The following is a 22,670-nucleotide window of genomic DNA, read 5'->3' as shown; positions in this document are numbered from 1 at the left end:
CTTAGGAACGTGCTGCTCAAAGTATGAGCAGCACGCCTGAGAGCATTACAGTTGACCGTCTGCGGCCATTTGCATGTAGGTGTTGTCAAAACGCAACTTGATGTTGTTTGGGTCACCGTAGATGCCAGCAGGCATTTCGATTCCCACGATGTCAGCACTTGGCGCCCCTTCTCCTAATAAACCGTGTTCAAAGGAAAACTCTGCAACATGGGTCATGGTGTCCACGAGTTTAGGGCTATTAACCAGTTCTAGGGCTGCGGCTGGGGTGTAATACATGTGAGTTTTCGCTAACTGAGCGTCATAGCCTGCTAGGTCTGTCTCAGCGGCTTCAGCCATCAAGGTGCGTACTTCTTTTGCGCTGTCGCTGTCCCCGGACATCTCAGCCATGATTTCAAACCAAGCGCCTGTTAAAGCTTTACCCAAGGCTGGGTTGGCTTTTAAGGTCTCAGTATTAACGATCAGGCCATCGATGATTTCACCTGGAATCATAGAAGAATCAAACACACTGTGGGTTTTAGGCATGGAGAGAATTTCGCTGACCAGAGGATTCCAGGTAACGGTTGCTGTGACATCACCGGAGCCAAATACAGAAACTAGATCGGCGTCAGAGGTGTTAACCACTTGCACATCACGTTCGCTCATTCCAACTGTTTCTAAGCCACGGGCTAGCAAGTAGTGGGAAACGCTGTATTCCACTAAGTTTACGTCTTGTCCTTTAATGTCAGACAACTCGTCTTTATTCATTAGAATGATGGCATCGTTACCATCAGAGTAGTCCCCTGCGATCAGGACTGTGCTGTCTACTCCACCGACGGCCGGGATGGTCAAAGCATCCATTTGCGCCATGGTGCAAGCGTCAAACTGACCGGCTGTGTACTGGTTCATGGATTCCACATAGTCATTGATCTGTACGACTTCAATGTTGATATCGTATTTGTCAGCCCATTTATCAATGATGCCGGATTGATTGGCGTAGGCCCAAGGCATCCAACCAGCGTAAATCGACCAACAGACTTTAAAATCATCTTGAGCAAGTGTTTGGGAAGAAGCGAGGAGAGCAAACAGTAGAGCGGGTACTTTTTTCGTTTGGAATTTCATAGGAAGTCACCTTTTCAGTTTGTTTAATTACACATGGAGTACCCTTGGCAATATCGCCATGTGGTCTCCCGGGCTTTTATCCCGCCGTGTAACCTTGCAACTTCCAAGGTCGAAAGCTCTCGGACCAGACACATCAAACATGATGTCGGAACCCTAGCTCTCTATTTTGATTAAATTGTGATGTCCGACTTTCCAAGGGTACGAACACTTAGACGTTAAAGCACTTTGCGTGCCAAGCTAAATGAAAACCTGTTATTTAAAAAGAGAATTAAACCTAAACTAGAGTGACTTAATTTTTAAAAAAGTCATTTAAAAACAGTTGTTTAATAACGTTTTCTATTGGTCTGATTTTTTATGAAAAATAATAATATTAAATTAATGCTAGCCCTAGTGATTAGGTTTAACTTTGAAACGGATTATGCCTCTTAAAAACTAAAAATGTTGTGTTTAAGTGCATCTGCTTTAGTTTGGTGCGGTATAAAAAATGAATTGGCTAGGCGTGGGCTCGAATGAATTGAGCAGATTAGTATGGACTTATCGCCTCTAAAAAGGTGTAATTGACTGTATATTTAACCAGTATTAGTTGGGTGTCGTCCGTGAGTGATCGAAAAATTATTCATATTGATATGGATGCTTTTTACGCGTCGGTCGAAATGCGTGATGAACCCAGTTACCGCAACATTCCCCTAGCGGTTGGGGGCAGTGAAACCCAACGGGGCGTGATCAGCACCTGCAATTATGAAGCCCGTAAATTTGGTGTGCGCTCTGCTATGGCGACAGGATTGGCTAGGAAGCTTTGCCCGCACCTGAAGGTCGTCCCAGGGCGGATGCAGGTGTACAAAGACATTTCTCGGCAAATTCGGGCTATTTTCGAGCGTTATACCCAGCTGATTGAACCCTTATCACTCGATGAAGCCTATCTGGATGTGACGGACTGTACTCTTCATAGAGGATCCGCCACTTTAATTGCTCAAGCCATTAGAGAAGACATCCGTAATGAATTGAATCTGACCGCCTCCGCAGGCGTGGCGCCTATTAAGTTTCTCGCCAAGGTCGCTTCAGACATGAACAAACCCGATGGTCAGTTTGTAATCCCGCCAGATAGGATGCAAAGCATTATTGATTCTCTGCCTCTTGAGAAGATTCCAGGGGTCGGCAAGGTCAGTTTAAAAAAGTTAAACGATGCAGGCTTTTATGTGTGTGCCGATATTCGTCAAACCGATCATATGCAGCTGATCCGTCGCTTTGGTCGTCTTGGCGAATCCTTGTGGAATCGAAGCCATGGCTTAGACACTAGAGCGGTAACGCCCCACCGTGAACGCAAATCTGTCGGTGTGGAGCGCACCTTCTCCGCCAACATCAGTGCTTTTGAGGATTGTTGGGCTGTGATCGAGCAGCGGTTATTCCCTGAGCTGGAAGTGCGTTTAAAAAAAGTGCCACCAGAGCGGTTAATTGCCAAACAAGGCATAAAAATTAAATTCGCGGATTTTCAATTAACCACCATTGAATACACCCGTGGTCGATTGGAATTACAGGCATTTCGTGAGTTATTAAAAGAAGTGTTAAAACGCCAAAATGGCCGTGAAATTAGGCTAATTGGCTTACATGTTATGCTCAAACCTGCTTTAGAAGCACGACAGTTATTGTTGGATTTTTAGGCATAGAGTTTACTTTCTTCAATTTTAAAGCTTGAGGCTGAACGTTTTATTGAGCTAATTCCTCGCAAAGGTGCGCGAGTTCGCCAAGTAACAGGCTCTGAGATCATTAACATTTACGAGACTAGGCGTTTAATTGAAGAGCATGCTGCAACCCGTATTTGTGTGGAGGGCATTCCAGTACCTGAAAAGATGATGGAGCTACACCATGCTATGGTGGAATGCTATGAAGCGAAAAAAGAGGATCTTAGGGCGGTAGACTTCTACAAACATATCTTTATGGATATTGGGTTTCATGGAGCAATGGTGGAGGCCATTGGCAATCCGGTACTGCTGGAAATGTACGAGGCCATGCAAAATAGAAAGATACAAGTGGCTTATACGGCGTTAAGTATGGACCCTGAACGCATTCACACCATTATCGAAGAGCATACGGAAATCGTAGAGGCTCTTTCAGATCGAGATGTCACCAGAGTGGTCGCAGCCTTGGAGCAGCATTTAAAACCTATCGATAGCATTATCTCTCGATTACCTGCTTAGCAGTTAAACGGTTGTAGTCGTTTAATTGTCTGAATTGCTGTGAGTAATAAAAGAAAGAAGCTTTATTGGCACTTCAAGTAACTCCTCTGGTCCATGGGGAATACTGGAGTCAAAGGATAATGAGTCCCCCTTTTCCAAATGATAAAGCTTATTACCATGGCGATACATGATTTCACCTTCTAATAAATAAATGAACTCTTGCCCAGCGTGGGAAAACGTCGGGAAGATTTCGCTCGCATCATCCATTGTAATTAAAAAGGGTTCCACCAATTGAGTTTCGCCTCTGGTGTAATTGAGTAGGTGATAGGTATGGCCTTTTTCGGTGCCACGTCTAACCACCTCCATACCTTGGCCAGATTTTGTATGTTGGGCACCGCCTTCTGGGCGGTCGTAGTCCGCAAATAATTGAGAGATAGATAAGCCAATGGCGTCGCAAAGTCGTCCAAGTGTATCGAGACTTGTGGAAACTTGAGCGTTCTCTATTTTGCTCACCATTCCTTGGCTTAACTTAGCGATACGAGCCACGTCAGCGATCTTGAGGTCTTGGGCAATGCGCTTACGCTTCACTTGCATGGCGATATAGTCTTCGAGCCTTAGGCGAGGTGATCCGACACGTTCTTGGCTAATTTCGCCTTCTTTTAGTGCCTTGATGTGCCTTGATGGTGCGCTATTCGTCATTTTATGACCCTCTAAGTTCGATATTTTCATTGTATCAGCTTATTGAGATTAAGGTTATCGCCTTCAAAGCCTGATTATATTCACTTCAGGAAAAAAATATAACTGTCAGTGCGTATTTGGCAAGAAGTTTGCTTTACTATTAAGAATATTAATTTCCTTGTGGGAAATCTTGTTCTCCATTAACATGGCGCCAAGTCTTCCATAAGTTGCGCAAATTAACTTAGGAGTAATGCAATGCAATCTAATGAAGTCACAAGTTTTTTAGAGTCAAATCAAATCAAATATGTGCTTGCCCAGTTTGTTGACATTCACGGTGTCGCTAAGACTAAGTCAGTTCCAGCCAAGAACATTTTTGATGTGGTTGAAAAGGGGGCTGGCTTTGCGGGTTTTGCCGTTGCAGGTCTTGCTATGGAGCCTCACGGTCCAGACTTCCTTGCTCGTGGTGACCTTTCTACTTTAAGCATTGTGCCTTGGCAGCCTGGCTATGCACGCCTTGTGTGTGATGGTTATGTTAATAATGCACCACACCCTTACTGTTCACGTGTGGTACTTAAAAATCAGCTTCAACGCTTAGAAGACAAAGGTTGGACTCTGAATACAGGTCTAGAGCCGGAGTTTTATTTGTTCAAAAAAGGCACCGACGGAGAGCTACTTCCTGTTGATGATTCCGATACTCTTGCAAAACCCTGTTATGACTATAAAGGGTTATCCCGTTCTCGAGAGTTTCTAGAGCGTTTGGTTGAAGCATTACAAGCGGTAGATTTTGATGTGTACCAAATCGACCACGAAGACGCTAATGGCCAGTTTGAAATTAACTACACCTATGGCGATGCCTTGGAGTCTGCGGATCGTTTTACCTTTGTGCGCATGGCAGCGGGTGAAATCGCAAACGATATGGGAATTATCTGTTCTTTTATGCCAAAACCCGCAGCAGATAAAACCGGAAATGGCATGCACTTCCATTTATCTATTACCGATGACTCGGGCAAAAACCTGTTTGGTGATGACAGTGATAAGCATGGCATGGGGCTGTCTAAAATGGCCTATCACTTTACCGCAGGCATCTTGGCCCACGCTAAAGCCATTTGTGCTTTTGCGGCACCAACCGTGAACTCTTACAAACGCCTTGTTGTTGGCGGTAACAGCTCGGGTGCGACTTGGGCTCCAGCTTATGAGTGTTACGGCGATAATAACCGTTCTGCTTTGGTGCGAGTGCCATACGGTCGTTTGGAATTCCGTCTACCTGATTCAGGCTGTAACCCCTACCTAGTTCACGCTGCATTGATTGCGGCAGGGTTAGACGGTATTGAGCGTGAGCTTGATCCAGGTGAACCAATGAACATCAATCTGTATGACTTATCCCTCGAAGAGATTATTGCGAAAAACATCTCGATCCTACCTCAGAGTCTGGGGGCTGCTCTTGATGAATTAGAGAAAGATTCCATTTTTGTTGAAGCAATGGGCAGCGACATTGTCGCCGAGTTTTTAAAAGTTAAGCGAGCTGAGTGGGGCGAATACCTACGCCATGTGTCTGACTGGGAAGTTAAGAAGTACTCAGAGTTTTTCTAAGCGCTATTTGTTAGCAAATACTTAATTAAATAGAGGTTTCTACCATGTGTGGAATAGTCGGTCTTTATCTAAAAAACGATAAATATGAAAGTAAGTTAGGTGAGCTTTTTGAGCCAATGCTGATCGCCATGACAGATCGTGGCCCAGATAGCGCAGGTTTTGCCATTTATGGGGATGATGTGTCAGAGGATTGGGTCAAGCTGACGCTTCGTCATCCAAGTGACACCTTTAATTGGGCTGGATTCACCGATCAACTTGCCACGGCTTTGGCATGTGAAGCGGATTGGATGCAGAACTCTAACGTTGCTGTGCTGAAAGTAAAAGCAGCGGAGTCGACGGTTCGCGAGTGGATTACGGCAAATGCTGAGGGCGTACTGGTGCTTAGTGCTGGCCAGTCAATTGAGATTTTGAAAGAAGTGGGTTTGCCGGAAAACATCGCTTCTAAATTTAATTTGAGCGGTATGAAGGGGAGCCACATTATTGGTCATACCCGTATGGCAACAGAATCTGCCGTCACGATGGAAGGTAGCCATCCGTTTTCTACTGGCTCCGACCTGTGTTTGGTGCATAACGGATCTTTGTCAAACCACAACCGTTTACGTGACAAGCTAAAGCGTGAAGGTATCACCTTTGAAACGGAAAACGACTCAGAAGTGGCAGCTGGTTATTTAACTTGGCGTCTAAATAACGGTGATACGTTAAAAGGTGCTTTGGAAAACGCTCTTAAAGACCTAGATGGCTTTTTCACTTTCACTATTGGTACCAAAGATGGTTTTGCTGTCATGCGTGACCCGATTGCTTGTAAACCAGCTGTGCTAGCGGAAACAGAAGATTATGTTGCTATGGCTTCAGAGTACCAAGCACTTGCATCGTTACCTGGCATTGAAAACGCCAAAGTTTGGGAACCAGAGCCAGCGACATTCTATATCTGGGAACGTAAGTAGTAGGGGAACACCATGAAAAAATTTGATTTAGCTAACAACAGCATTCGTGAACTTAACCAAGCTCTACATGCGCAACAGACGTCGCTCACTGAAAAAGAATGGAGCGTGGCCAACCCTAAGGGTGAGCATAATATTGCCGTGGGCCTTGATGCAGATTTGCACGTGGATATTCATGGTCATGCTGGTTATTTTTGTGCTGGTATGAATAAAACGGCTAGCGTAACGATCCACGGTAATGCGGGGCAAGGCCTAGCGGAAAACATGATGTCAGGCGTCGTTCGAGTGAAAGGCGATGCTTCTCAAGCTGCTGGTGCAACAGCCCAAGGTGGTCTACTGGTCATCGAAGGTAACGCTGGTGCTCGCTGTGGTATTTCCATGAAAGGTGTCGACATCGTGGTGAAAGGCAGTGTGGGCCACATGAGCTGTTTCATGGGCCAATCAGGCTCTCTAGTAGTATGTGGCGATGCGGGTGAAGCTTTGGGGGATTCTCTCTACGAAGTACATATTTATGTTAAAGGCGAAGTGAAGTCATTGGGTGCAGATTGCATTCAAAAAGAAATGCGTCCTGAGCACCTTGAGGAGCTTAGTGGACTCTTGGCGAAGGCTGGCGTGGACGAAGACCCAGCGGCCTTTAAGCGCTACGGCTCAGCACGTCAACTTTATACATTCAAAGTTGATAACGCGTCTGCATACTAAATTTGAGAGGTTAGAATCATGAGTAATGAATCCAAATACAACGCAAGCCTAAGAGAGTCTGCAACCTTTGACCGTGCCACTATGGCAGAGATCCGCCGAGCTGCGGACACTGGTATCTATGACATTCGTGGCTTTGGCGCGAAGCGTAAAGTCCCTCACTTTGATGACCTGCTTTTCTTGGGCGCGAGTATGTCTCGCTACCCATTAGAAGGCTATCGTGAGACCTGTAATACATCGGTTGTGTTAGGTGATCGATTTGCGAAGAACCCCATTAAATTGGACATCCCTGTCACGATTGCGGGGATGAGTTTCGGTGCTTTGTCTGCAAATGCTAAAGAAGCTCTAGGCCGAGGTGCTTCGATTGCGGGCACATCTACGACCACAGGGGATGGTGGTATGACACCGGAAGAGCGTGGTCAGTCTAAAAAGCTTGTTTACCAATACTTACCATCTCGCTACGGCATGAATCCTGACGATCTGCGTAAGGCGGATGCGATTGAGGTCGTATTAGGTCAAGGTGCCAAGCCTGGCGGTGGCGGTATGTTGCTAGGGCAGAAGATCACTGATCGTGTCGCTAAGATGCGAAACCTACCGAAAGGCATCGATCAGCGTTCTGCGTGTCGTCATCCAGATTGGACAGGTCCTGATGACTTGGCGATTAAAATTCAAGAGTTACGTGAGATCACTGATTGGCAGGTGCCGATTTACATCAAAGTAGGTGCTACGCGAACTTACTACGATGTGAAGCTTGCTGTAAAAGCGGGTGCGGACGTGATTGTAGTTGATGGTATGCAAGGTGGTACCGCAGCGACACAGGACGTGTTCATTGAGCATGTTGGTATTCCGACAATGGCGGCCATTCCACAAGCGGTTCAAGCGCTGCAAGAAATGGGCATGCATCGCAAAGTACAGTTGATCGTATCTGGTGGTATTCGTAACGGTGCCGATGTTGCCAAGTGTATGGCTCTTGGTGCGGACGCTGTTGCAATTGGTACGGCTGCCTTAGTTGCATTGGGCTGTAATGACCCGAAATGGGAAGAAGACTACCAAAAAATAGGTTCTGCGGCTGGCTTTTATGATGATTATCAAGAAGGTAAGGATCCAGCAGGCATTTCAACGCAAGACCCTGATTTAATGAAGCGTCTTGACCCTGTTGCTGCCGGTAATCGCTTGGCGAATTATCTGCGAGTTTTGACCCTAGAGGCGCAAACTTTAGCCCGTGCCTGTGGTAAGAACGACCTTCGTAACTTAGAGCCAGAAGACTTAGTTGCTTTAAATGTCGAAGCCGCAGCTATGGCGCGTGTGCCATTAGCAGGTACGACATGGATCCCTGGACAGCAATATTAATTGCTGAATCCCCCTTGGGAAGTTAGCCACGCTATATGCGTGGCTTTTTTTTGCGTAAGAACTGTGCAAGCAATGATCTAAATCGGTGCCTGAGAACCCAGGATCAAATACCCCAGTGAAAACCCCGTTCAGATATCAAAGTTAATAAAAAAAACACTTATTTTTCAATATTTTAGAAAAGTATGGCCTGAAAGTTGTAATAGCACTATCAGGAAATAAATTTTCCCTCTAGTGATTCATATTAATTTGCTTGGAGATAGTTGTTTATGGGAAACATGGTGATTGAGGTCAGTTACGCACTGGATACCTTTTACTTTTTAATGTGTACCGCTTTGGTGATGTGGATGGCCGCAGGCTTTGCCATGCTAGAAGCAGGTTTAGTACGTGGTAAGAATACTGTCGAGATTCTAAACAAGAACGCCTTGCTCTATGGCATCGCTTGCTTTGTTTACTTATTAGTGGGCTACAACGTGATGTATCCAGGGGATCCTATTAGTGCCTATATCCCTGGCATTGATTTCTTACTGGGAGCAGACAATGCTACCGATGCAGTGGTCGCTGGGGGCGATGATGCACCTTATTACTCAACTATGGCGGATTTCATTTTCCAAGCAGTGTTTGCTGCGGCCACTATGTCCATTGTGTCTGGTGCGGTGGCTGAGCGTATGCGCCTTTGGCCGTTCCTTGTGTTTGCCGTGGTCATGGTTGCTGTTATTTACCCTGTAGAAGGCTACTGGAAATGGGGCGGTGGTTTCCTTGATCAATTAGGTTTCCAAGACTTTGCGGGTTCTGTTGTGGTTCACATGGCGGGGGCTTCCGCAGCTCTAGCAGCAGTACTTATGGTCGGTCCACGTAAAGGACGTTACGGTAAAAATGGTGAAGTACGTGCTATCCCTGGCGCTAACTTACCGCTGGCCACCTTGGGTATGTTCATTCTATGGATGGGGTGGTTTGGTTTTAACGGTGGCTCGGAACTAAAAATTGCTAACGTAGAAGAGGCTAATGCTGTTGCTAAAATCTTCGTGAACACTAACGCCGCTGCTGCAACAGGCATGATTGCTGCCGCACTATTAGCTCGTGCATTGTTTGGCAAGACAGATCTTACGATGACGATTAATGGTGCTTTAGCGGGTCTGGTGGCGATTACAGCTGAGCCATTGGCACCTTCTGCAGGCATGGCTTCTCTGATTGGTGCAATTGGTGGTGTAGTCGTTGTGTTCTCCGTGCTCGCCCTTGATAAGCTGAAAATCGATGATCCTGTAGGTGCTATTTCAGTGCATGGTTCAGCCGGTATCTGGGGGATTTTTGCTGTCCTAATCTCGAACGATGACGCTACTTTCTTTGGTCAGTTGACGGGTATGGTGTGTACTTTCCTTTGGATGTTCTGCGCTACGTTAGTCACCCTATGGATTATTAAGAAAGTAATGGGACTTCGCGTAAGTGAAGAGGAAGAATTAGAAGGTATGGATATGCATGAGTGTGGTATGCATGCTTACCCAGAGTTTGGTCAAGAGACCAAATCATAGTGTCCAAAAGCACTGTGTAAATGTTGCGCCCCCCTAAGTGCAACGACTACAAAGCCCCCATTATGGGGGCTTTTTTGTGTCTTCTGATTGAAAAGCAATTTAGGGTAATGTTATCGCTTAGCAGCTTCGGACAGGTTGTAAACGCTAGTAGCGACATATCTAGTAGCGACATATCTAGTAGCGGTAGTTAAGTAATGATGGGGCGTTTTAATTTAGTCAGGGAAGCAGATATAAAAAAGGGAGCTTGCGCTCCCAAAAAGGGTGATTCTAGGGGGTAATCGAGTTAGCTGGCTTTCATTATGTCCTGCTCACTCCATTGATCGTAGACACAGCTGTGTTGTGTTGCCCAGCGCACCTTAACTTGTGTGCCTACCGACACATTAGTGTGTTCCCGAGCGACAGCCTTGCCCATGAGGCGTTGTCCTGATGCTGTGATTAATGAGCAGGTATAGCTTTCGCCAAGGAATACTGTTTCTTCCACCGTGGCCGTGATTTCGTTCATGTCTTCGGGCAAGGGCTGGTTGGCAGCTAGCTCTTTGGGTAATACATGAATGTTCTCTGGACGAACCATCAATAATACTTCAGCTTGGATTGGTAGTTGTGCTGTTAGATGGCCTAACTTCACTGTCTGTTGTTCAAATTGCGCTTCGCAATGGGTTTGAGTTCGCACTTTCAGAAAGTTTGAGTTACCTAAGAATGACGCCACAAAGGCATTGGGTGGCGTGTTGTACAAGTCTGTACCTGAGCCAAGTCCGACAATTTCGCCGTCTTTGAAAATGGCAATGCGCTCTGACAAACGCATGGCTTCATCTTGGTCATGGGTGACATAGATGATAGTAATGCCAAGTCGTCTATGGATTTGGCGTAGCTCGTCCTGTAGATCTTCACGCAACTTTTTATCTAGCGCACCTAGAGGCTCATCCATAAGTAGTATTTCTGGCTCGTAAACTAATGCTCGGGCAATGGCGACCCGCTGTTTTTGTCCTCCAGATAACATAGCTGGGCGACGATCGGCAAAATCAGCAAGCTGTACCAGTTTGAGTATTTCATCGACTTTTTTATCGCGCTCAGCCTTCGGTACTTTGCGAATATCCAATGGAAAGCCGATATTGTCCCTTACATTCATGTGCGGGAAGAGAGAGTAGTGCTGAAACACCATTCCAATGCCTCGCTTATGGGAAGGCACATGGATAAGTGAGTCGTCATGCAAGAGTATTTCGCCAGAGGTAGGTGTCTCAAAGCCGGCGATCATAGAAAGAGTGGTACTTTTCCCTGAGCCGCTAGAACCTAAGAATGTTAAAAACTCTCCTTTCTCGATTTCTAGATTGATGTGATTAACCGCCGTAAATTGACCGTACTCTTTATTCAGCAGCTTTAAGGTGACCAGTGGTGAAGTACTTTTAGAAATTGACATAATAAGGCTCCTAACGCATGGCCTACTGGCTGCGTTTACGTAAAAAGTTAGCGGCAATCATGATGATGAGTGACAGGAAAATCAGCAGTGTAGAAGCTACGGCAATCACTGGCGTAAGATCTTGACGTAGTGTCGACCACATTTTTACAGGCAAGGTTTGTAGCTCTGGGCTAGCCATCATGACACTGATGACGACTTCGTCCCAAGATACTAAAAAGGCGAACAAGGCTCCCGCAAAAATCCCTGGTTTTATAGAGGGAAAGGTCACTTTAAAGATGGCCTGGAGGCGATGGGCACCGCATATCACCGCTGCGTTTTCGATGGATTTATCAAACAGCTTGAGGGAGTTAATAATCGAAATCATAGCAAAGGGGACAGCCACGATGACATGGCTTATCACAAACGCCACTAAAGTGCCTGTCAGACCTAGACTCAAAAACATGCTGTAAGTGGCGACTGCAATGATTACCACAGGAACAATCATCGGCAAGGTGAATAGGCTATAGAGATAGTCTCTACCCGGAAACTTACCACGCACCAGAGCAAAGGAAGCCGGTAAAGCAATCAGTGTGGCCAAGATGGAGGTAATCACTGCCACTTGCAAACTGGTTAAGGCCGCCTCAATCCATTGTGGATTGTCAAAGAAACGCTCGTACCATTTTGTTGTCCAGTGTGGCGGTGGAAACACCAGCCACTGGGATGAACCAAAAGACAGGGCAACTATGAAAAATATTGGCAGCGCCAAAAATGCCGCAATAGAACCTGTAATAAAATACAGAGCGGATTTAACTTTCCACCCTAAGGATTGTTGCGTAAGTAGCATTTTAGCCCCCAGTATGAGATGAGGTTGGTGACTCGGTTTGCACCTTTAGATAGATGTAAAACATCACTAAAGTCACTGCGATAAGGATTGACGCGGAAGCGCTGGCAATGCCCCAATTCAGGAAGTTTTGTACCTGTTGAACGATAAATTCAGGCAACATCATATTGCTCACTCCCCCTAGCAAAGCTGGGGTGACGTAATAGCCCAATGACATAACAAACACCATCAACCCGCCAGAGAAAATGCCCGGTTTACACAGTGGAAGAAATACCTTGAAGAAGACAGTGCGAGCAGATGCGCCACAGATAGACGCCGCTTGTAATACCATGGGGTCAATGGCGCTCATGGATGCCTGTAAGGGCAGTACAACGAATGGAATCATTATGTAAGTCATACCAATAATGACACCAGTTAGGTTATGAACCAGCTCTAAAGGCTGATCAATAATACCTAAGCCCATCAGGATCTTATTCAATACACCAGAGGATTGGAGCAGCACTAACCAAGAGTAGGTTCGCGCTAGTAAACTGGTCCACATGGAGAGCAAAACAACGTTGAGTAGGAATCGTCCCCACCCTTTTGGAAACAAAGTAATGCACCAGGCCAAAGGAAAGCCAAGCAATACTGCAAACAGGGTGACCAGGGTTGCCACTAAAAATGTGTTACCAAGCACCTGAATGTAGGTTGAAGTGGCCAAAAGCTCAGCGAAATTGGCAAGCCCGAGGATGGGTTCAGTGACGCTTTGAATGAGTAGGCCGATCAAAGGAATTAGAAAAAATATTCCTAAAAACAAGAGTATAGGGAGTAGGAGAGAGGTGTCCTTCCACTTTTGACTATAAATACGTACAGACATAACGATTACCTTAAAATCCACTGAACAACAAAATGTTGCCCAGTGGTCAGTGAATACAGGAATGGCGGTGTGGAGTTATTTCAGTAGCCAGTTGTTCCAACGAGCACTGATCTCTTGTCCATTTTTAGCCCAGTATTGGTAATCCAGTGATACTTGGTCATCGGCGTAACTGGTAGGAAGGTAGGCGTTTAAGCCGTCGTCGATTAGGTCACTACTTTGTGTATTAATGGGAGAATATGCCGTAAGCGTTGCAAAGTCTGCTTGGCCTTGTGCGCTAGTAGAATACGCTAGGAATTTCATCGCAGCGTCTTTGTTTTTAGCCCCTTTCGGAATGACTAAAAAATCAGACATCACTAAGTTATCACTCCAGCTGATGCCTACAGGTAAACCGTCTTCTTGTAATGAGAAGACTCGCCCATTCCAGAACATACCCATGCTTGCTTCCCCGGATGCTAACAATTGTTGAGATTGCGCGCCGCCGCCCCACCAAATAATGTCATCTTTAATTGTGTCCAGTTTAGCGAAGGCTCGGTCTAGGTCGAGGGGGTAAAGGTCTGCTGGTTCTACACCGTCTGCGATCAGCGCCATTTCTAATACGCCAGGGCTAGGCCATTTGTATAAGGCGCGCTTGCCTGGATAGGTATCGAGGTCAAACAACTGATCCCAAGAGCTAGGTTCATTTGAAAGTCGGCTTTTATTGAACGCCAATACAAATGAAAAGTAGAAGGAGCCGATGCCGTAGTCGGATACAAAGCGAGGATCGACGTTTGTAGTGTCAATAACAGAAAAGTCTAGAGGCTCCAGTAAACCTTCTGCCGCCGCACGGTAGGCAAAGTCCGCTTCAACATCCACTAGGTCCCATTGCACGTTACCGCTTTCGACCATGGCTTTTAATTTGCCATAGTCAGTTGGTCCATCCTGAATAACCTTGATACCTGATGTAGCAGTAAACGGCATTGCCCAAGCTTGCTCTTGTGCTTCTTGGGTGGAGCCACCCCAGCTTACGAAACTCATTGTATCGCTTGCATTGGCCATCATCGATGCCATGCCCAAAGTCAGCGCAAATGCGCCGCTCTTTAGAGTGTTGTTCATGTTCCTATTCCTTTTGCGTTGTAGTTTTTAGTTACCGATATGTGTTGGTTTTTTTGAGGCGATAAGGGAGGCTGTGCTGATCAAAAAATACACTCGGTATAGACCATATTATGGTATACCATGATATGGTCAAGCAGTTTTTATCTTTTTTTAGCTTTGTGAAAATTTCTACATGGGTAAAAAAATGGGCGGGTGTAATAGAGGAAATTCAGTATAGATAAACGTTAAGTTTGGGAAGAATTGCAGCAACTGTAATAATGAAAAGTCAGCTGCTGCAATGGTGAAGTTCTACGTCTGTGGTAAGCCTTTGAGAATTAAAATGGTCGCCTTGGCGTGTTCGATTCGGTGTGAGCGTGCTTGTTGGTAAGCATCTGAATGGTAGCAGGCTAATGCTGTTTCATAACTGTCAAATTCAAATACTACAGCGCGAGTAGGTGTGGCGTGTTCACCTTCAAGCATGGTGAAGTTTTCACCACGGGACAGCATCCTCGCTCCAAATGATGCTAATGCCGCTGGAGCCTCAGCAAGATAATTTTGGTATGCATCGGTATCTTGTACCTCCACATGGGCAATCCAATATCCTTTCATCGAGTGACTCCATCTTATTAGACAGTTGGTTCAAGAAGACCCTTTTCCGTCAGTACCGCTCGGGCGATACGGAAACACTCAACCCCTTGGGGAACACCGCAGTAAATGGCAATGGCGTGTAAAATGGAACGAATTTCGTCTACCGTAACGCCATTGTTTAGTGCTCCGTTTAGGTGAAGTTCCCATTCTTCCATTTTGCCTAAGGCTGCAATCATGGTGAGGTTCATCATGGAACGGGTTTTGGCATCGATGGTGTCATCACCCCAACCAAATCCCCAACACCACTGTGTCATGGCTTCCTGAAAGGGGAGGTTGAAGGCGTCGGCTTTTTCTAAGTTACGTTCCACATAGTCGTTTCCTAGGGTAGCCTTGCGTTTTGACAAGCCAAGCTCAAATAGCTCTTTGTTCATGTATCACTTCCTTTATCGATGGTTGATGCTATGTCATAAGCTTCGCGCAAGTGGCGCTCGCATATTTCCACAGCGGCTTCGGGGTTATGTTCCTCAAGTGCTCTTACCATATCGTATAGGTCCTTTGGACCAGTGGTTTTACGACCCTGAGCACTCAGGGTGTAAGCCCGGAGGCGAGAGATTCTTGAATTCAACTGTTCAACCAGTACCCATGCCACATGCTTTTCAGCCGTCTTAAAAATCAACTCATAGAAGCTTGTTGTGAGTTTTAGTGCTGCTTTGATGTCATCTTTGCTGAGGTGTAAGGCAATGTCATCGTGTAACGCGTAGAGCTGGCTAATCACTTCGGGAGTGATGACCTTGCTGCATGCTTTCACCGCAGTGCCTTCTAATAGCGCCCGTATCTCATAGATCTCACGTGCTTCTTCTTCGCTGATAGAGGCCACAACAAAACCAGAGTTAGGTATGCCTTTTACTAAGTGCTCGCTCTCTAAATGTCGAATGCACTCACGCACAACAGTGCGGCTAACTCCCATGGTTTCACACAGAGTCCGTTCTACTAATCGTGTTCCTGGTTTCAATGTGTTGCTAGTGATGGCATCTCGAAGTGACGCAAGTGCGCTTTCTTTGAGTGTTTTTGGTCGCTCAACCTTCTGCATCCTATGGTTTTTCCTTTAGTCGATGAAAGAGTTTTCAAATATTAGCACATTACTGGTTGAACTATATAAGATAGTATGTTTATGTTTATATCATATGGTATACCATATTACAAAAAGTAAGATTTAACTCTCTCAGGAAATCATTATGAGTTTAGAAATTCGCAAGATTGTGTGTTTTGAGGAAGAAACCCTAGTCGAAGGTTTTAAGAAAGCGGATAAGCCTCTGCGTATGCTTGCAGCTGCCGCTGTCGTTAAGAACCCATGGGCTGGACGCTATGTGGAAGACCTGAAACCTGTGGTACGTGAGTATGGACCGATTCTAGGCAAGTTATTGACGGATCGTATTTGCGAGTTAGCTGGCGGAGCAGACAAGATTGAAGCTTTTGGTAAAGCCGCAGTTGTAGGCTTAAATGGCGAAATTGAACACGCCTCAGCTCTGATTCACACCCTGCATTTTGGCAATTTTTATCGTGAAGCCGTACAGGCGAAATCGTTTCTTTCTTTCACCAACACCCGTGGCCCAGCCAACGCTGCTATTTCTGTCCCTATGATGGATAAAAACGACGGTGGTCGCCGTTCTCACTATTTAACTCTGCAATTTAACATTTGCGATGCGCCAGCGGATGACGAGATCGTTGTTGTATTAGGTGCTGCGACGGGTGGGCGCCCCCATCACCGTATTGGAGATCGCTACCAAGAGCTTAAGGAGCTAGGTCATGACATCGAAAATCCCGCAGCGGTTTAAATCGTCGCAGGGGCTGGCTTATGTCAAGGTAGGCACGGGGCCATCCCTCGTGCTTATTCATGGTGTTGGGTTAAGGCTTGATGCTTGGTTGAACCAGCTGGACGAACTAGCACAACATTTTACTGTTTATGCGGTAGACATGCCTGGGCATGGGGAAAGTGATCTGTTTCCTAGCTGTGGTGATATTGCTGGTTATACCGATGTCATTGCTCAATGGATCGACTCAGATGTTTCCACGCCAGTAGTGATTGCTGGGCATTCTATGGGCTCGATGATTGCTTTGAATTTTGCAATTCGCTATGGGGCAAACTGTGCGGGTGTGGTTGCCTTAAATTCAGTGTTCCGTCGTTCTCAAGAAGCGAAAAAAGCCGTTCAGAGTCGTGTTGAACAAATGAAACAAAATATCACCGCAGAGAATGTGACCGCGCCAATTCAGCGTTGGTTTGATTTTCCCTTGCAAGGGGCGGATGTGCGTCATGCAGAGCTTTGCGGTGAATGGCTTTCTAAGGCCTCTTTAGAGGGTTACCGACAAGCTTATGAGGTGTTCTGTTTCAACGATGGCCCTGCTACGGAAGATCTGACGTCATTGGCGGTCCCTGCATTATTTTCCACTGGCCGCGGTGATCCTAATTCAACAGCAGAGATGTCTGAAGCCATGGCGACGTTATGTCCTCACGGGCAGTCTTATATTATTGAAGACGCCCGTCATATGGCACCTATGACTCACTCAGACGAACTCAATCCAATAATAATCAAATTTGGGCAGAAGTGTTTTGACCCAAAAGAGGAGGTTTTTTATGAGCGCGCATGATCCTAGAGCACTGCGTAATGCATTTGGCTCTTTTATGACGGGGGTCACTGTGGTGACAGCTGTTAGCAAATCGGGTGAAAAGGTTGGTTTCACCGCCAACTCCTTTACCTCTGTTTCTATGGATCCACCGCTTTTACTGGTGTGTCCAGCCAATAAATTGTCGAGTTTTGAGGTATTTGAGCAGTGTGAATATTTCGGTGTAAGCATTCTGGCAGAAGATCAACAGCATGCTTCGAATACCTTCGCTGGCTCAAAAGGTGATCGGTTTGGTGAAGTCTCTTGGTTTGCTGATGAGTTTGGCACACCACTGATCAGTGATGCTGTGGCTCACTTCTCCTGTTCTGCATTTGAAAAAATCCCCGCTGGAGACCATCTCATGCTGGTGGGTAAAGTAGAACAGTTTAATAGCAATGAAAAATTTGGCTTGGGATATGCAAAAGGCGGTTACTTCAGTTTAGGTATGGAACATAAAGCCGAAGAAGTCGCTCATGATAAATGTGCTCAAGTAGGGGCTTTGATCGAAACAAATGGCCAGCTTGTGGTGGAAAAGACCCAGCAAGGTTACCGCTTACCAGCTATGGAAATATCCTCCGAAAAAGGGTCTCGCACCTCTCTAGAATCCTTTATGAAGAGCTTGGGCGGAGAGTTTGAAATAGGCCAAGTATTTTCGGTCTACGAAAAAGTCAGTACTGGAAACTTCATTGCCTTCTATCGTGTAGACCGCCTAGATGGACCATTACCTGAACATTGTGAATATGTGCCATTAGGTGCGTTAAAAGACCTTAAATTTGTTTCTTCAGATCTCACAACTATGGTGGATCGATTTGTATCAGAAAAGCAAAACGGCGTATTTCGTTTGTACTTTGGCAATGAATTAGAAGGAGATATTCGATGAAGTTTTCATTGTTTGCTCATATGGAGCGTGTTAACGAGAATCAACGTCAGAAAGAGCTGTACGACGAGTTTTTGTCCCTTTGTAAAATTGCTGATGAAGGGGGCATGACGACGGTTTGGACTGGCGAGCATCATGGTATGGACTTCACGATTGCGCCGAACCCATTCTTGAATTTGATTGATATTGCGCACCAAACCAAACAGGTTCGTCTTGGTACTGGCACCGTGGTAGCGCCTTATTGGCACCCAATTAAGCTAGCGGGTGAAGCCGCCATGACAGACATCGTAACCGGTGGGCGTCTAGAGCTGGGGATCGCCCGTGGTGCTTACGCATTTGAATATGAGCGTATGGTTCCTGGTGGTATGGATGCTTGGCAAGCGGGTGAATGCTTGCGTGAAATGGTGCCGGCTATCAAAGGTCTTTGGAAAGGTGACCATACCCAAGACAGTAAACATTACAACTTCCCTAAAACAACCTCTTCTCCTAAGCCACTAACAGAAGATGGTCCACCTATTTGGGTAGCAGCACGCGATATTAATAGCCATGAGTTTGCCCTAAGCCAAGATTGTAATGTGCAAGTGACGCCATTATGGCAAGGCTTAGAAGAAGTTGAGTCTTTGATTAGTAAATACAAGGAAGCGTGTGCCAAGTATGACAAACGCACCAAAATCATGATTCTACAACATGCTTACGTGTCTAACGATGAAGCAGAGTTGGAGCAAGCTACGCGAAAACTCCATGAATTCTATTGCTACTTCGGTGCTTGGTTTAAAAACGAACGTCCAATTAGCCAAGGTTTAATAGAGACCTTAAGTCAGGAAGAGATCGATAATCATCCTTTCTATAAGCGCGAGGCAATCCGTAAAGACCTCATGATTGGCACCTCAAAGCAGATTATTGAACGTTTGAAATACTATGAAGAATTAGGATATGACGAATTCTCTTATTGGAGTGACTCCGGTATGAGCCGCGCAGAAAAAGAAACGTCACTTCGTCGCTTCATTGACGAAGTTATGCCCGCATTTAACTAAGAGTCCGAAGAGGCCGTATGTCAAAGATTACCTTACCTCACTATTCGCTGTTTATTGATGGCGAATGGGTCGAAGGCGCCGCTGGAAATGTGATGCCGACCGTCAACCCTGCAACGGGAGAGTCGTGGGCGACATTTGCGTGCGCTGAGCCTGAAGATGTCGACCGTGCAGTGAACGCTGCCCGACGAGTCTTATCTGATCCAGAATGGGCAGGCTTAACAGCGACTGCCCGCGGTCAACTGTTGTATAAGTTGGCTGATCAATTAGAAGCTAATTCAGAAGCTCTAGGGGCTGTTGAGACAACAGACAGTGGCAAACTAGCAGCGGAGACACAGTCTCAGGCTAAGTATGTTGCAAATTACTATCGTTATTACGCCGGTTTAGCAGACAAGATTGAGGGCCAGACCTTTCCCATTGATAAACCGGATATGCATGTGTTTACTAAGCCGGAACCCATTGGTGTGGTTGCAGCTGTGGTACCTTGGAATGCTCAAATGTTCCTGACCGCTACTAAGCTAGCGCCAGCATTGGCAGCAGGCTGTAGTGTCATTATCAAAGCCTCTGAAGTGGCTCCTGTAGCGATTCTAGAGTTCGCCAAATTGATCGAAAAAGCGGGCTTTCCCAAAGGGGTTGTGTCTGTGATTACTGGGGATGCAAAAGGCTGTGCCATCCCGCTAACGTCTCATCCAGATATTGACCGTTTGGCTTTCACTGGTGGTCCAGAAACCGCTAAGCATGTGGTGCGTAACACAGCCAACAATTTTGCTGTGACCTCATTAGAGCTGGGCGGTAAATCTCCTATTTTGGTTTTTAACGATGCGGACCTAGAAAGTGCCACGAACGGTATTATTGCCGGTAATTTTGGCGCATCAGGTCAATCTTGTGTGGCGGGCTCGCGGGTTTATGTGCAACGGGATTTGTATCCCAAATTGCGGGATCTTTTATTGGAGCGTACCGCGCAAATCAAGGTTGGTGATCCCTTAGATCCTAATTCTCATATTGGCCCACTTTGTACCATGGCCCAAATTGAGGGAATCGAAGCCGCCCTAGACAAAGCAACAGAGCAAGGTGGGAGACTACTCACTGGTGGTCGTCGCATGACAGAGCTTGGGGCTGGCTTTTACTTTGCCCCCACCATTGTTGAATGCCCCAATACAGAAGTTGAAACCCTCCATGTTGAGATGTTTGGCCCTGTTATGTCACTGGCTTGTTTTGATACGGAGGAAGAGGCGATCGCTTTAGCTAACGATTCTGAATTTGGACTGGGTTCTGGATTGTTCACCGAGAACCTCGCTAAAGCTTTACGTGTCTCTCAGAAGATTCAATCGGGCATTTGTTGGGTCAATACTTACCGTGCTGTGTCTTATGTGGCGCCTTTTGGAGGTGTGAATCAATCCGGTTATGGCCGTGAAGCTGGGATTCAAGCCATTCAAGATTATATCCGTGTAAGGACGACTTGGATAAGTACGTCCAGTGAACCCATGTCGAATCCTTTTGTGATGCGCTAATTCACACTTAGAGACTTAAGCACGAGAGACTTGTTATCCAGAAGCAAACTTGCTGTCTGGACAGCACTCTTGTGCTCTGAGTATTTCCTTAGTGACAAAAACGAATAATAAAAATAACCCCCCATTTCGAGTGGGGTGGCTCAGGAGTTTGTATGGAATCTCGCAATTCGGTAGCGACCCATGGTCTATGGGCAGGTACTAATAAGTTTATGTGTCTTGCCTCCAGCCTAATGGTGTTGGCGTTTGTTATTTTCGCTGTGACGAATGTTGAACTGTCCAATTATATTTTTAATACCCTTAATACTTGGATCACCACTAAGCTCAGTTGGTACTACATTATTGTGGTCAGTAGTGTGTTGGCCTTTGCTGTTTGGGTGGCCTTCAGTCGCTTTGGCAAGATCCGCTTAGGCCGTGATGACGAATCCCCTGAATTTGGTTTTACCGCATGGTTTTCTATGTTGTTCAGCTGTGCTATCGGGACTGGGCTGCTCTTTTGGAGTATTGCTGAACCTATTACCCACATGCAGGGTAATCCTTTTGCTGAAATGCGTGGCTTTGCACCCAATACAGCAGAAGCTGCGCAGATGGCCATTGAGGTCACCATGTTTCACTGGGGGCTTCATGGCTGGGCTGTCTACATTATGGTGGGGTTGTGTCTAGCTTATTTCAGTTATCGCCGCGGACTACCTTTGACAGTACGCTCGGGCTTATATCCTATCTTGGGTGAGCGAGTGAATGGACCAATTGGTCATGGGGTCGATCTGCTAGCGATTTTTAGCACCTTGTTTGGTACTGCGACGACTCTAGGGCTAGGGGTATCGCAAATGAATGCTGGCCTCAATTACCTTTTTGGCATGTCTATCTCTACCTCTTCTCAGTTGATCTTGATCGCGGTGGTGTCCCTGATTGCGACGGTGTCAGCTATTTCAGGGATTGGGCGTGGTATTAAGGTTTTGAGTATCTGGAACATTCGTCTGAGTGTGTTGGTGATCTTATTCTTTGTGTTAGCAGGGCCAACGGTTTTCCTATTTGACTTGGCTGTATCGAGCATAGGCGATTACGCCGTGTCTTTTGTCTCTATGGGATTTTGGGTCGATCTACAATCTGATCGCCAATGGCAGGGTTGGTGGACCATCTTTTACTGGGGGTGGTGGTTGTCATGGGGCCCACTAGTAGGGATGTTTATTGCGCGTATCTCCCGTGGCCGTACGATTCGACAGTTTTTACTTTCTGCTTTGGTTATTCCCCCTTTGGGAGGCTTCTTGTGGATCATTATCTTCGGTGGTACCGCGTTAAACATTGATCTTTACCAAGGTGGGCAACTAACGGAAGCGGTGAATGCGGACATAACTCAAGCCTTGTATCAAACCATTGAAGCCCTCGGAGTGGATTCAATGACAGGTATTATCGCTGGCCTTTCGACTTTCCTGATTGTGACCTGGTTTGTGACGTCTGCGGATTCTGGCACCTTGGTGATCAGCACTATTGTTTCTCAAGGCAGCGCCAACCCTCCCAATTGGTTGAGAGCGGCTTGGGGAATTGGATTAGGCGTTGTGTCAGCGATCTTATTGCTGTCCGGGGGACTTGATGCCTTAAAAACCGCTTCTATCGTGGCCGCCTTCCCGTTCTCTATTGTGTTCATCTTTATGTGTTGGGCACTTGTTAAGGGTCTTAATGATGAAACTCAGGGTATCGCTTATAACTCAGGAGACCTGGTTAAAACCAATGTCATGCAAACAGCTAAACAGGCTGTTGGGCACTAATGATAAGTATTCGGCAGGATAAGGT

Annotated in this window: 22 protein-coding genes and 1 riboswitch; of the genes, 13 read left to right on the top strand and 9 right to left on the bottom strand. The window is 46.1% G+C overall.

Translation table 11 applies throughout. The features are described 5' to 3' along the window. Window positions 1–45 precede the first annotated feature (45 nt). Window positions 46–1,098, bottom strand: coding sequence for a putative urea ABC transporter substrate-binding protein (locus ACZ5DR_RS01115; RefSeq protein WP_377364727.1), 1,053 nt, complete (start codon window positions 1,096–1,098; stop codon window positions 46–48). Window positions 1,099–1,161: 63 nt separating this feature from the next. Further along, window positions 1,162–1,266: riboswitch (guanidine-I (ykkC/yxkD leader) on the bottom strand. Between the two features lie 428 nt (window positions 1,267–1,694). Between ACZ5DR_RS01115 and dinB the strand changes: the two genes are divergently transcribed. Together dinB and ACZ5DR_RS01105 are read left to right on the top strand one after the other, a co-directional pair. Continuing rightward, the gene (gene dinB, locus ACZ5DR_RS01110) at window positions 1,695–2,756 is read left to right on the top strand and encodes a DNA polymerase IV (RefSeq protein ID WP_377364729.1); all 1,062 of its coding nucleotides are present in this window, start codon (window positions 1,695–1,697) and stop codon (window positions 2,754–2,756) included. Between the two features lie 162 nt (window positions 2,757–2,918). Continuing rightward, a complete protein-coding gene (locus tag ACZ5DR_RS01105) occupies window positions 2,919–3,293 on the top strand; it encodes an FCD domain-containing protein (RefSeq protein WP_464543844.1) in 375 nt (124 codons plus the stop codon). Window positions 3,294–3,314: 21 nt separating this feature from the next. On the opposite strand, the gene ACZ5DR_RS01100 is transcribed toward ACZ5DR_RS01105, so the two are convergent. Beyond that, window positions 3,315–3,971 (bottom strand): helix-turn-helix domain-containing protein, encoded by a 657-nt coding sequence (locus tag ACZ5DR_RS01100; protein ID WP_377364731.1) that lies wholly within the window; start codon window positions 3,969–3,971, stop codon window positions 3,315–3,317. A gap of 234 nt (window positions 3,972–4,205) precedes the next feature. Between ACZ5DR_RS01100 and glnT the strand changes: the two genes are divergently transcribed. The 5 genes from glnT (at window position 4,206) to ACZ5DR_RS01075 (ending at window position 10,053) form a co-directional block, all read left to right on the top strand. Then, on the top strand, window positions 4,206–5,540 hold the full coding sequence (gene glnT, locus ACZ5DR_RS01095) for a type III glutamate--ammonia ligase (protein ID WP_377364733.1): 1,335 nt from the start codon (window positions 4,206–4,208) through the stop codon (window positions 5,538–5,540). A 44-nt stretch (window positions 5,541–5,584) separates the two neighbouring features. Then, the gene (locus tag ACZ5DR_RS01090; RefSeq protein ID WP_377364735.1) at window positions 5,585–6,484 is read left to right on the top strand and encodes a class II glutamine amidotransferase; all 900 of its coding nucleotides are present in this window, start codon (window positions 5,585–5,587) and stop codon (window positions 6,482–6,484) included. 12 nt (window positions 6,485–6,496) lie between these two features. Further along, window positions 6,497–7,180, top strand: coding sequence for a GltB/FmdC/FwdC-like GXGXG domain-containing protein (locus ACZ5DR_RS01085; protein WP_377364737.1), 684 nt, complete (start codon window positions 6,497–6,499; stop codon window positions 7,178–7,180). An 18-nt stretch (window positions 7,181–7,198) separates the two neighbouring features. Continuing rightward, a complete protein-coding gene (locus tag ACZ5DR_RS01080; protein ID WP_377364739.1) occupies window positions 7,199–8,527 on the top strand; it encodes an FMN-binding glutamate synthase family protein in 1,329 nt (442 codons plus the stop codon). A gap of 266 nt (window positions 8,528–8,793) precedes the next feature. Further along, window positions 8,794–10,053, top strand: a complete 1,260-nt coding sequence (locus ACZ5DR_RS01075) for an ammonium transporter (protein ID WP_377364741.1) — start codon at window positions 8,794–8,796, stop codon at window positions 10,051–10,053. 283 nt (window positions 10,054–10,336) lie between these two features. Here the strand turns inward: ACZ5DR_RS01075 and ACZ5DR_RS01070 are convergent, their stop codons facing one another. The 7 genes from ACZ5DR_RS01070 to ACZ5DR_RS01040 form a co-directional block, all read right to left on the bottom strand. After that, window positions 10,337–11,467, bottom strand: coding sequence for an ABC transporter ATP-binding protein (locus ACZ5DR_RS01070; protein ID WP_377364743.1), 1,131 nt, complete (start codon window positions 11,465–11,467; stop codon window positions 10,337–10,339). A 22-nt stretch (window positions 11,468–11,489) separates the two neighbouring features. Then, window positions 11,490–12,290 (bottom strand): ABC transporter permease, encoded by an 801-nt coding sequence (locus ACZ5DR_RS01065; RefSeq protein ID WP_377364745.1) that lies wholly within the window; start codon window positions 12,288–12,290, stop codon window positions 11,490–11,492. A gap of 1 nt (window position 12,291) precedes the next feature. Then, window positions 12,292–13,143 (bottom strand): ABC transporter permease, encoded by an 852-nt coding sequence (locus ACZ5DR_RS01060; protein WP_377364747.1) that lies wholly within the window; start codon window positions 13,141–13,143, stop codon window positions 12,292–12,294. Window positions 13,144–13,218: 75 nt separating this feature from the next. Beyond that, window positions 13,219–14,235 carry an ABC transporter substrate-binding protein gene (locus ACZ5DR_RS01055; protein ID WP_377364749.1) on the bottom strand — a complete coding sequence of 339 codons (1,017 nt, stop codon included), beginning with the start codon at window positions 14,233–14,235 and terminating at the stop codon, window positions 13,219–13,221. Between the two features lie 288 nt (window positions 14,236–14,523). Then, the gene (locus ACZ5DR_RS01050; protein ID WP_377364751.1) at window positions 14,524–14,823 is read right to left on the bottom strand and encodes a DUF1330 domain-containing protein; all 300 of its coding nucleotides are present in this window, start codon (window positions 14,821–14,823) and stop codon (window positions 14,524–14,526) included. A gap of 17 nt (window positions 14,824–14,840) precedes the next feature. Then, a complete protein-coding gene (locus tag ACZ5DR_RS01045; RefSeq protein ID WP_377364753.1) occupies window positions 14,841–15,233 on the bottom strand; it encodes a carboxymuconolactone decarboxylase family protein in 393 nt (130 codons plus the stop codon). After that, a complete protein-coding gene (locus ACZ5DR_RS01040) occupies window positions 15,230–15,892 on the bottom strand; it encodes a GntR family transcriptional regulator (protein WP_377364755.1) in 663 nt (220 codons plus the stop codon). Before ACZ5DR_RS01040 ends, ACZ5DR_RS01045 begins: the two co-directional genes overlap by 4 nt. A gap of 145 nt (window positions 15,893–16,037) precedes the next feature. Between ACZ5DR_RS01040 and ACZ5DR_RS01035 the strand changes: the two genes are divergently transcribed. The 6 genes from ACZ5DR_RS01035 (at window position 16,038) to ACZ5DR_RS01010 (ending at window position 22,645) form a co-directional block, all read left to right on the top strand. Next, window positions 16,038–16,637, top strand: coding sequence for an amino acid synthesis family protein (locus tag ACZ5DR_RS01035; protein ID WP_377364757.1), 600 nt, complete (start codon window positions 16,038–16,040; stop codon window positions 16,635–16,637). After that, window positions 16,609–17,448, top strand: a complete 840-nt coding sequence (locus tag ACZ5DR_RS01030; protein WP_377364759.1) for an alpha/beta fold hydrolase — start codon at window positions 16,609–16,611, stop codon at window positions 17,446–17,448. The genes ACZ5DR_RS01035 and ACZ5DR_RS01030 overlap by 29 nt, the downstream gene beginning before the upstream one ends. Continuing rightward, complete coding sequence (locus ACZ5DR_RS01025) at window positions 17,435–18,343, top strand: flavin reductase family protein (protein ID WP_377364761.1); 909 nt, start codon at window positions 17,435–17,437, stop codon at window positions 18,341–18,343. Before ACZ5DR_RS01030 ends, ACZ5DR_RS01025 begins: the two co-directional genes overlap by 14 nt. Next, entirely contained in the window at window positions 18,340–19,374 is a 1,035-nt protein-coding gene (locus ACZ5DR_RS01020; protein ID WP_377364763.1) for an LLM class flavin-dependent oxidoreductase, read from the top strand. The genes ACZ5DR_RS01025 and ACZ5DR_RS01020 overlap by 4 nt, the downstream gene beginning before the upstream one ends. Window positions 19,375–19,391: 17 nt before the next feature. After that, window positions 19,392–20,882 (top strand): aldehyde dehydrogenase, encoded by a 1,491-nt coding sequence (locus ACZ5DR_RS01015; protein WP_377364765.1) that lies wholly within the window; start codon window positions 19,392–19,394, stop codon window positions 20,880–20,882. A gap of 152 nt (window positions 20,883–21,034) precedes the next feature. Further along, window positions 21,035–22,645: a BCCT family transporter gene (locus ACZ5DR_RS01010; protein WP_377364768.1), complete on the top strand. Its 1,611-nt coding sequence runs from the start codon at window positions 21,035–21,037 to the stop codon at window positions 22,643–22,645. The last annotated feature ends 25 nt before the right edge of the window (window positions 22,646–22,670 follow it).

It is taken from the genome of Marinomonas vaga (genome assembly GCF_055388305.1).
This window is presented reverse-complemented; position numbering and strand designations above follow the sequence as displayed.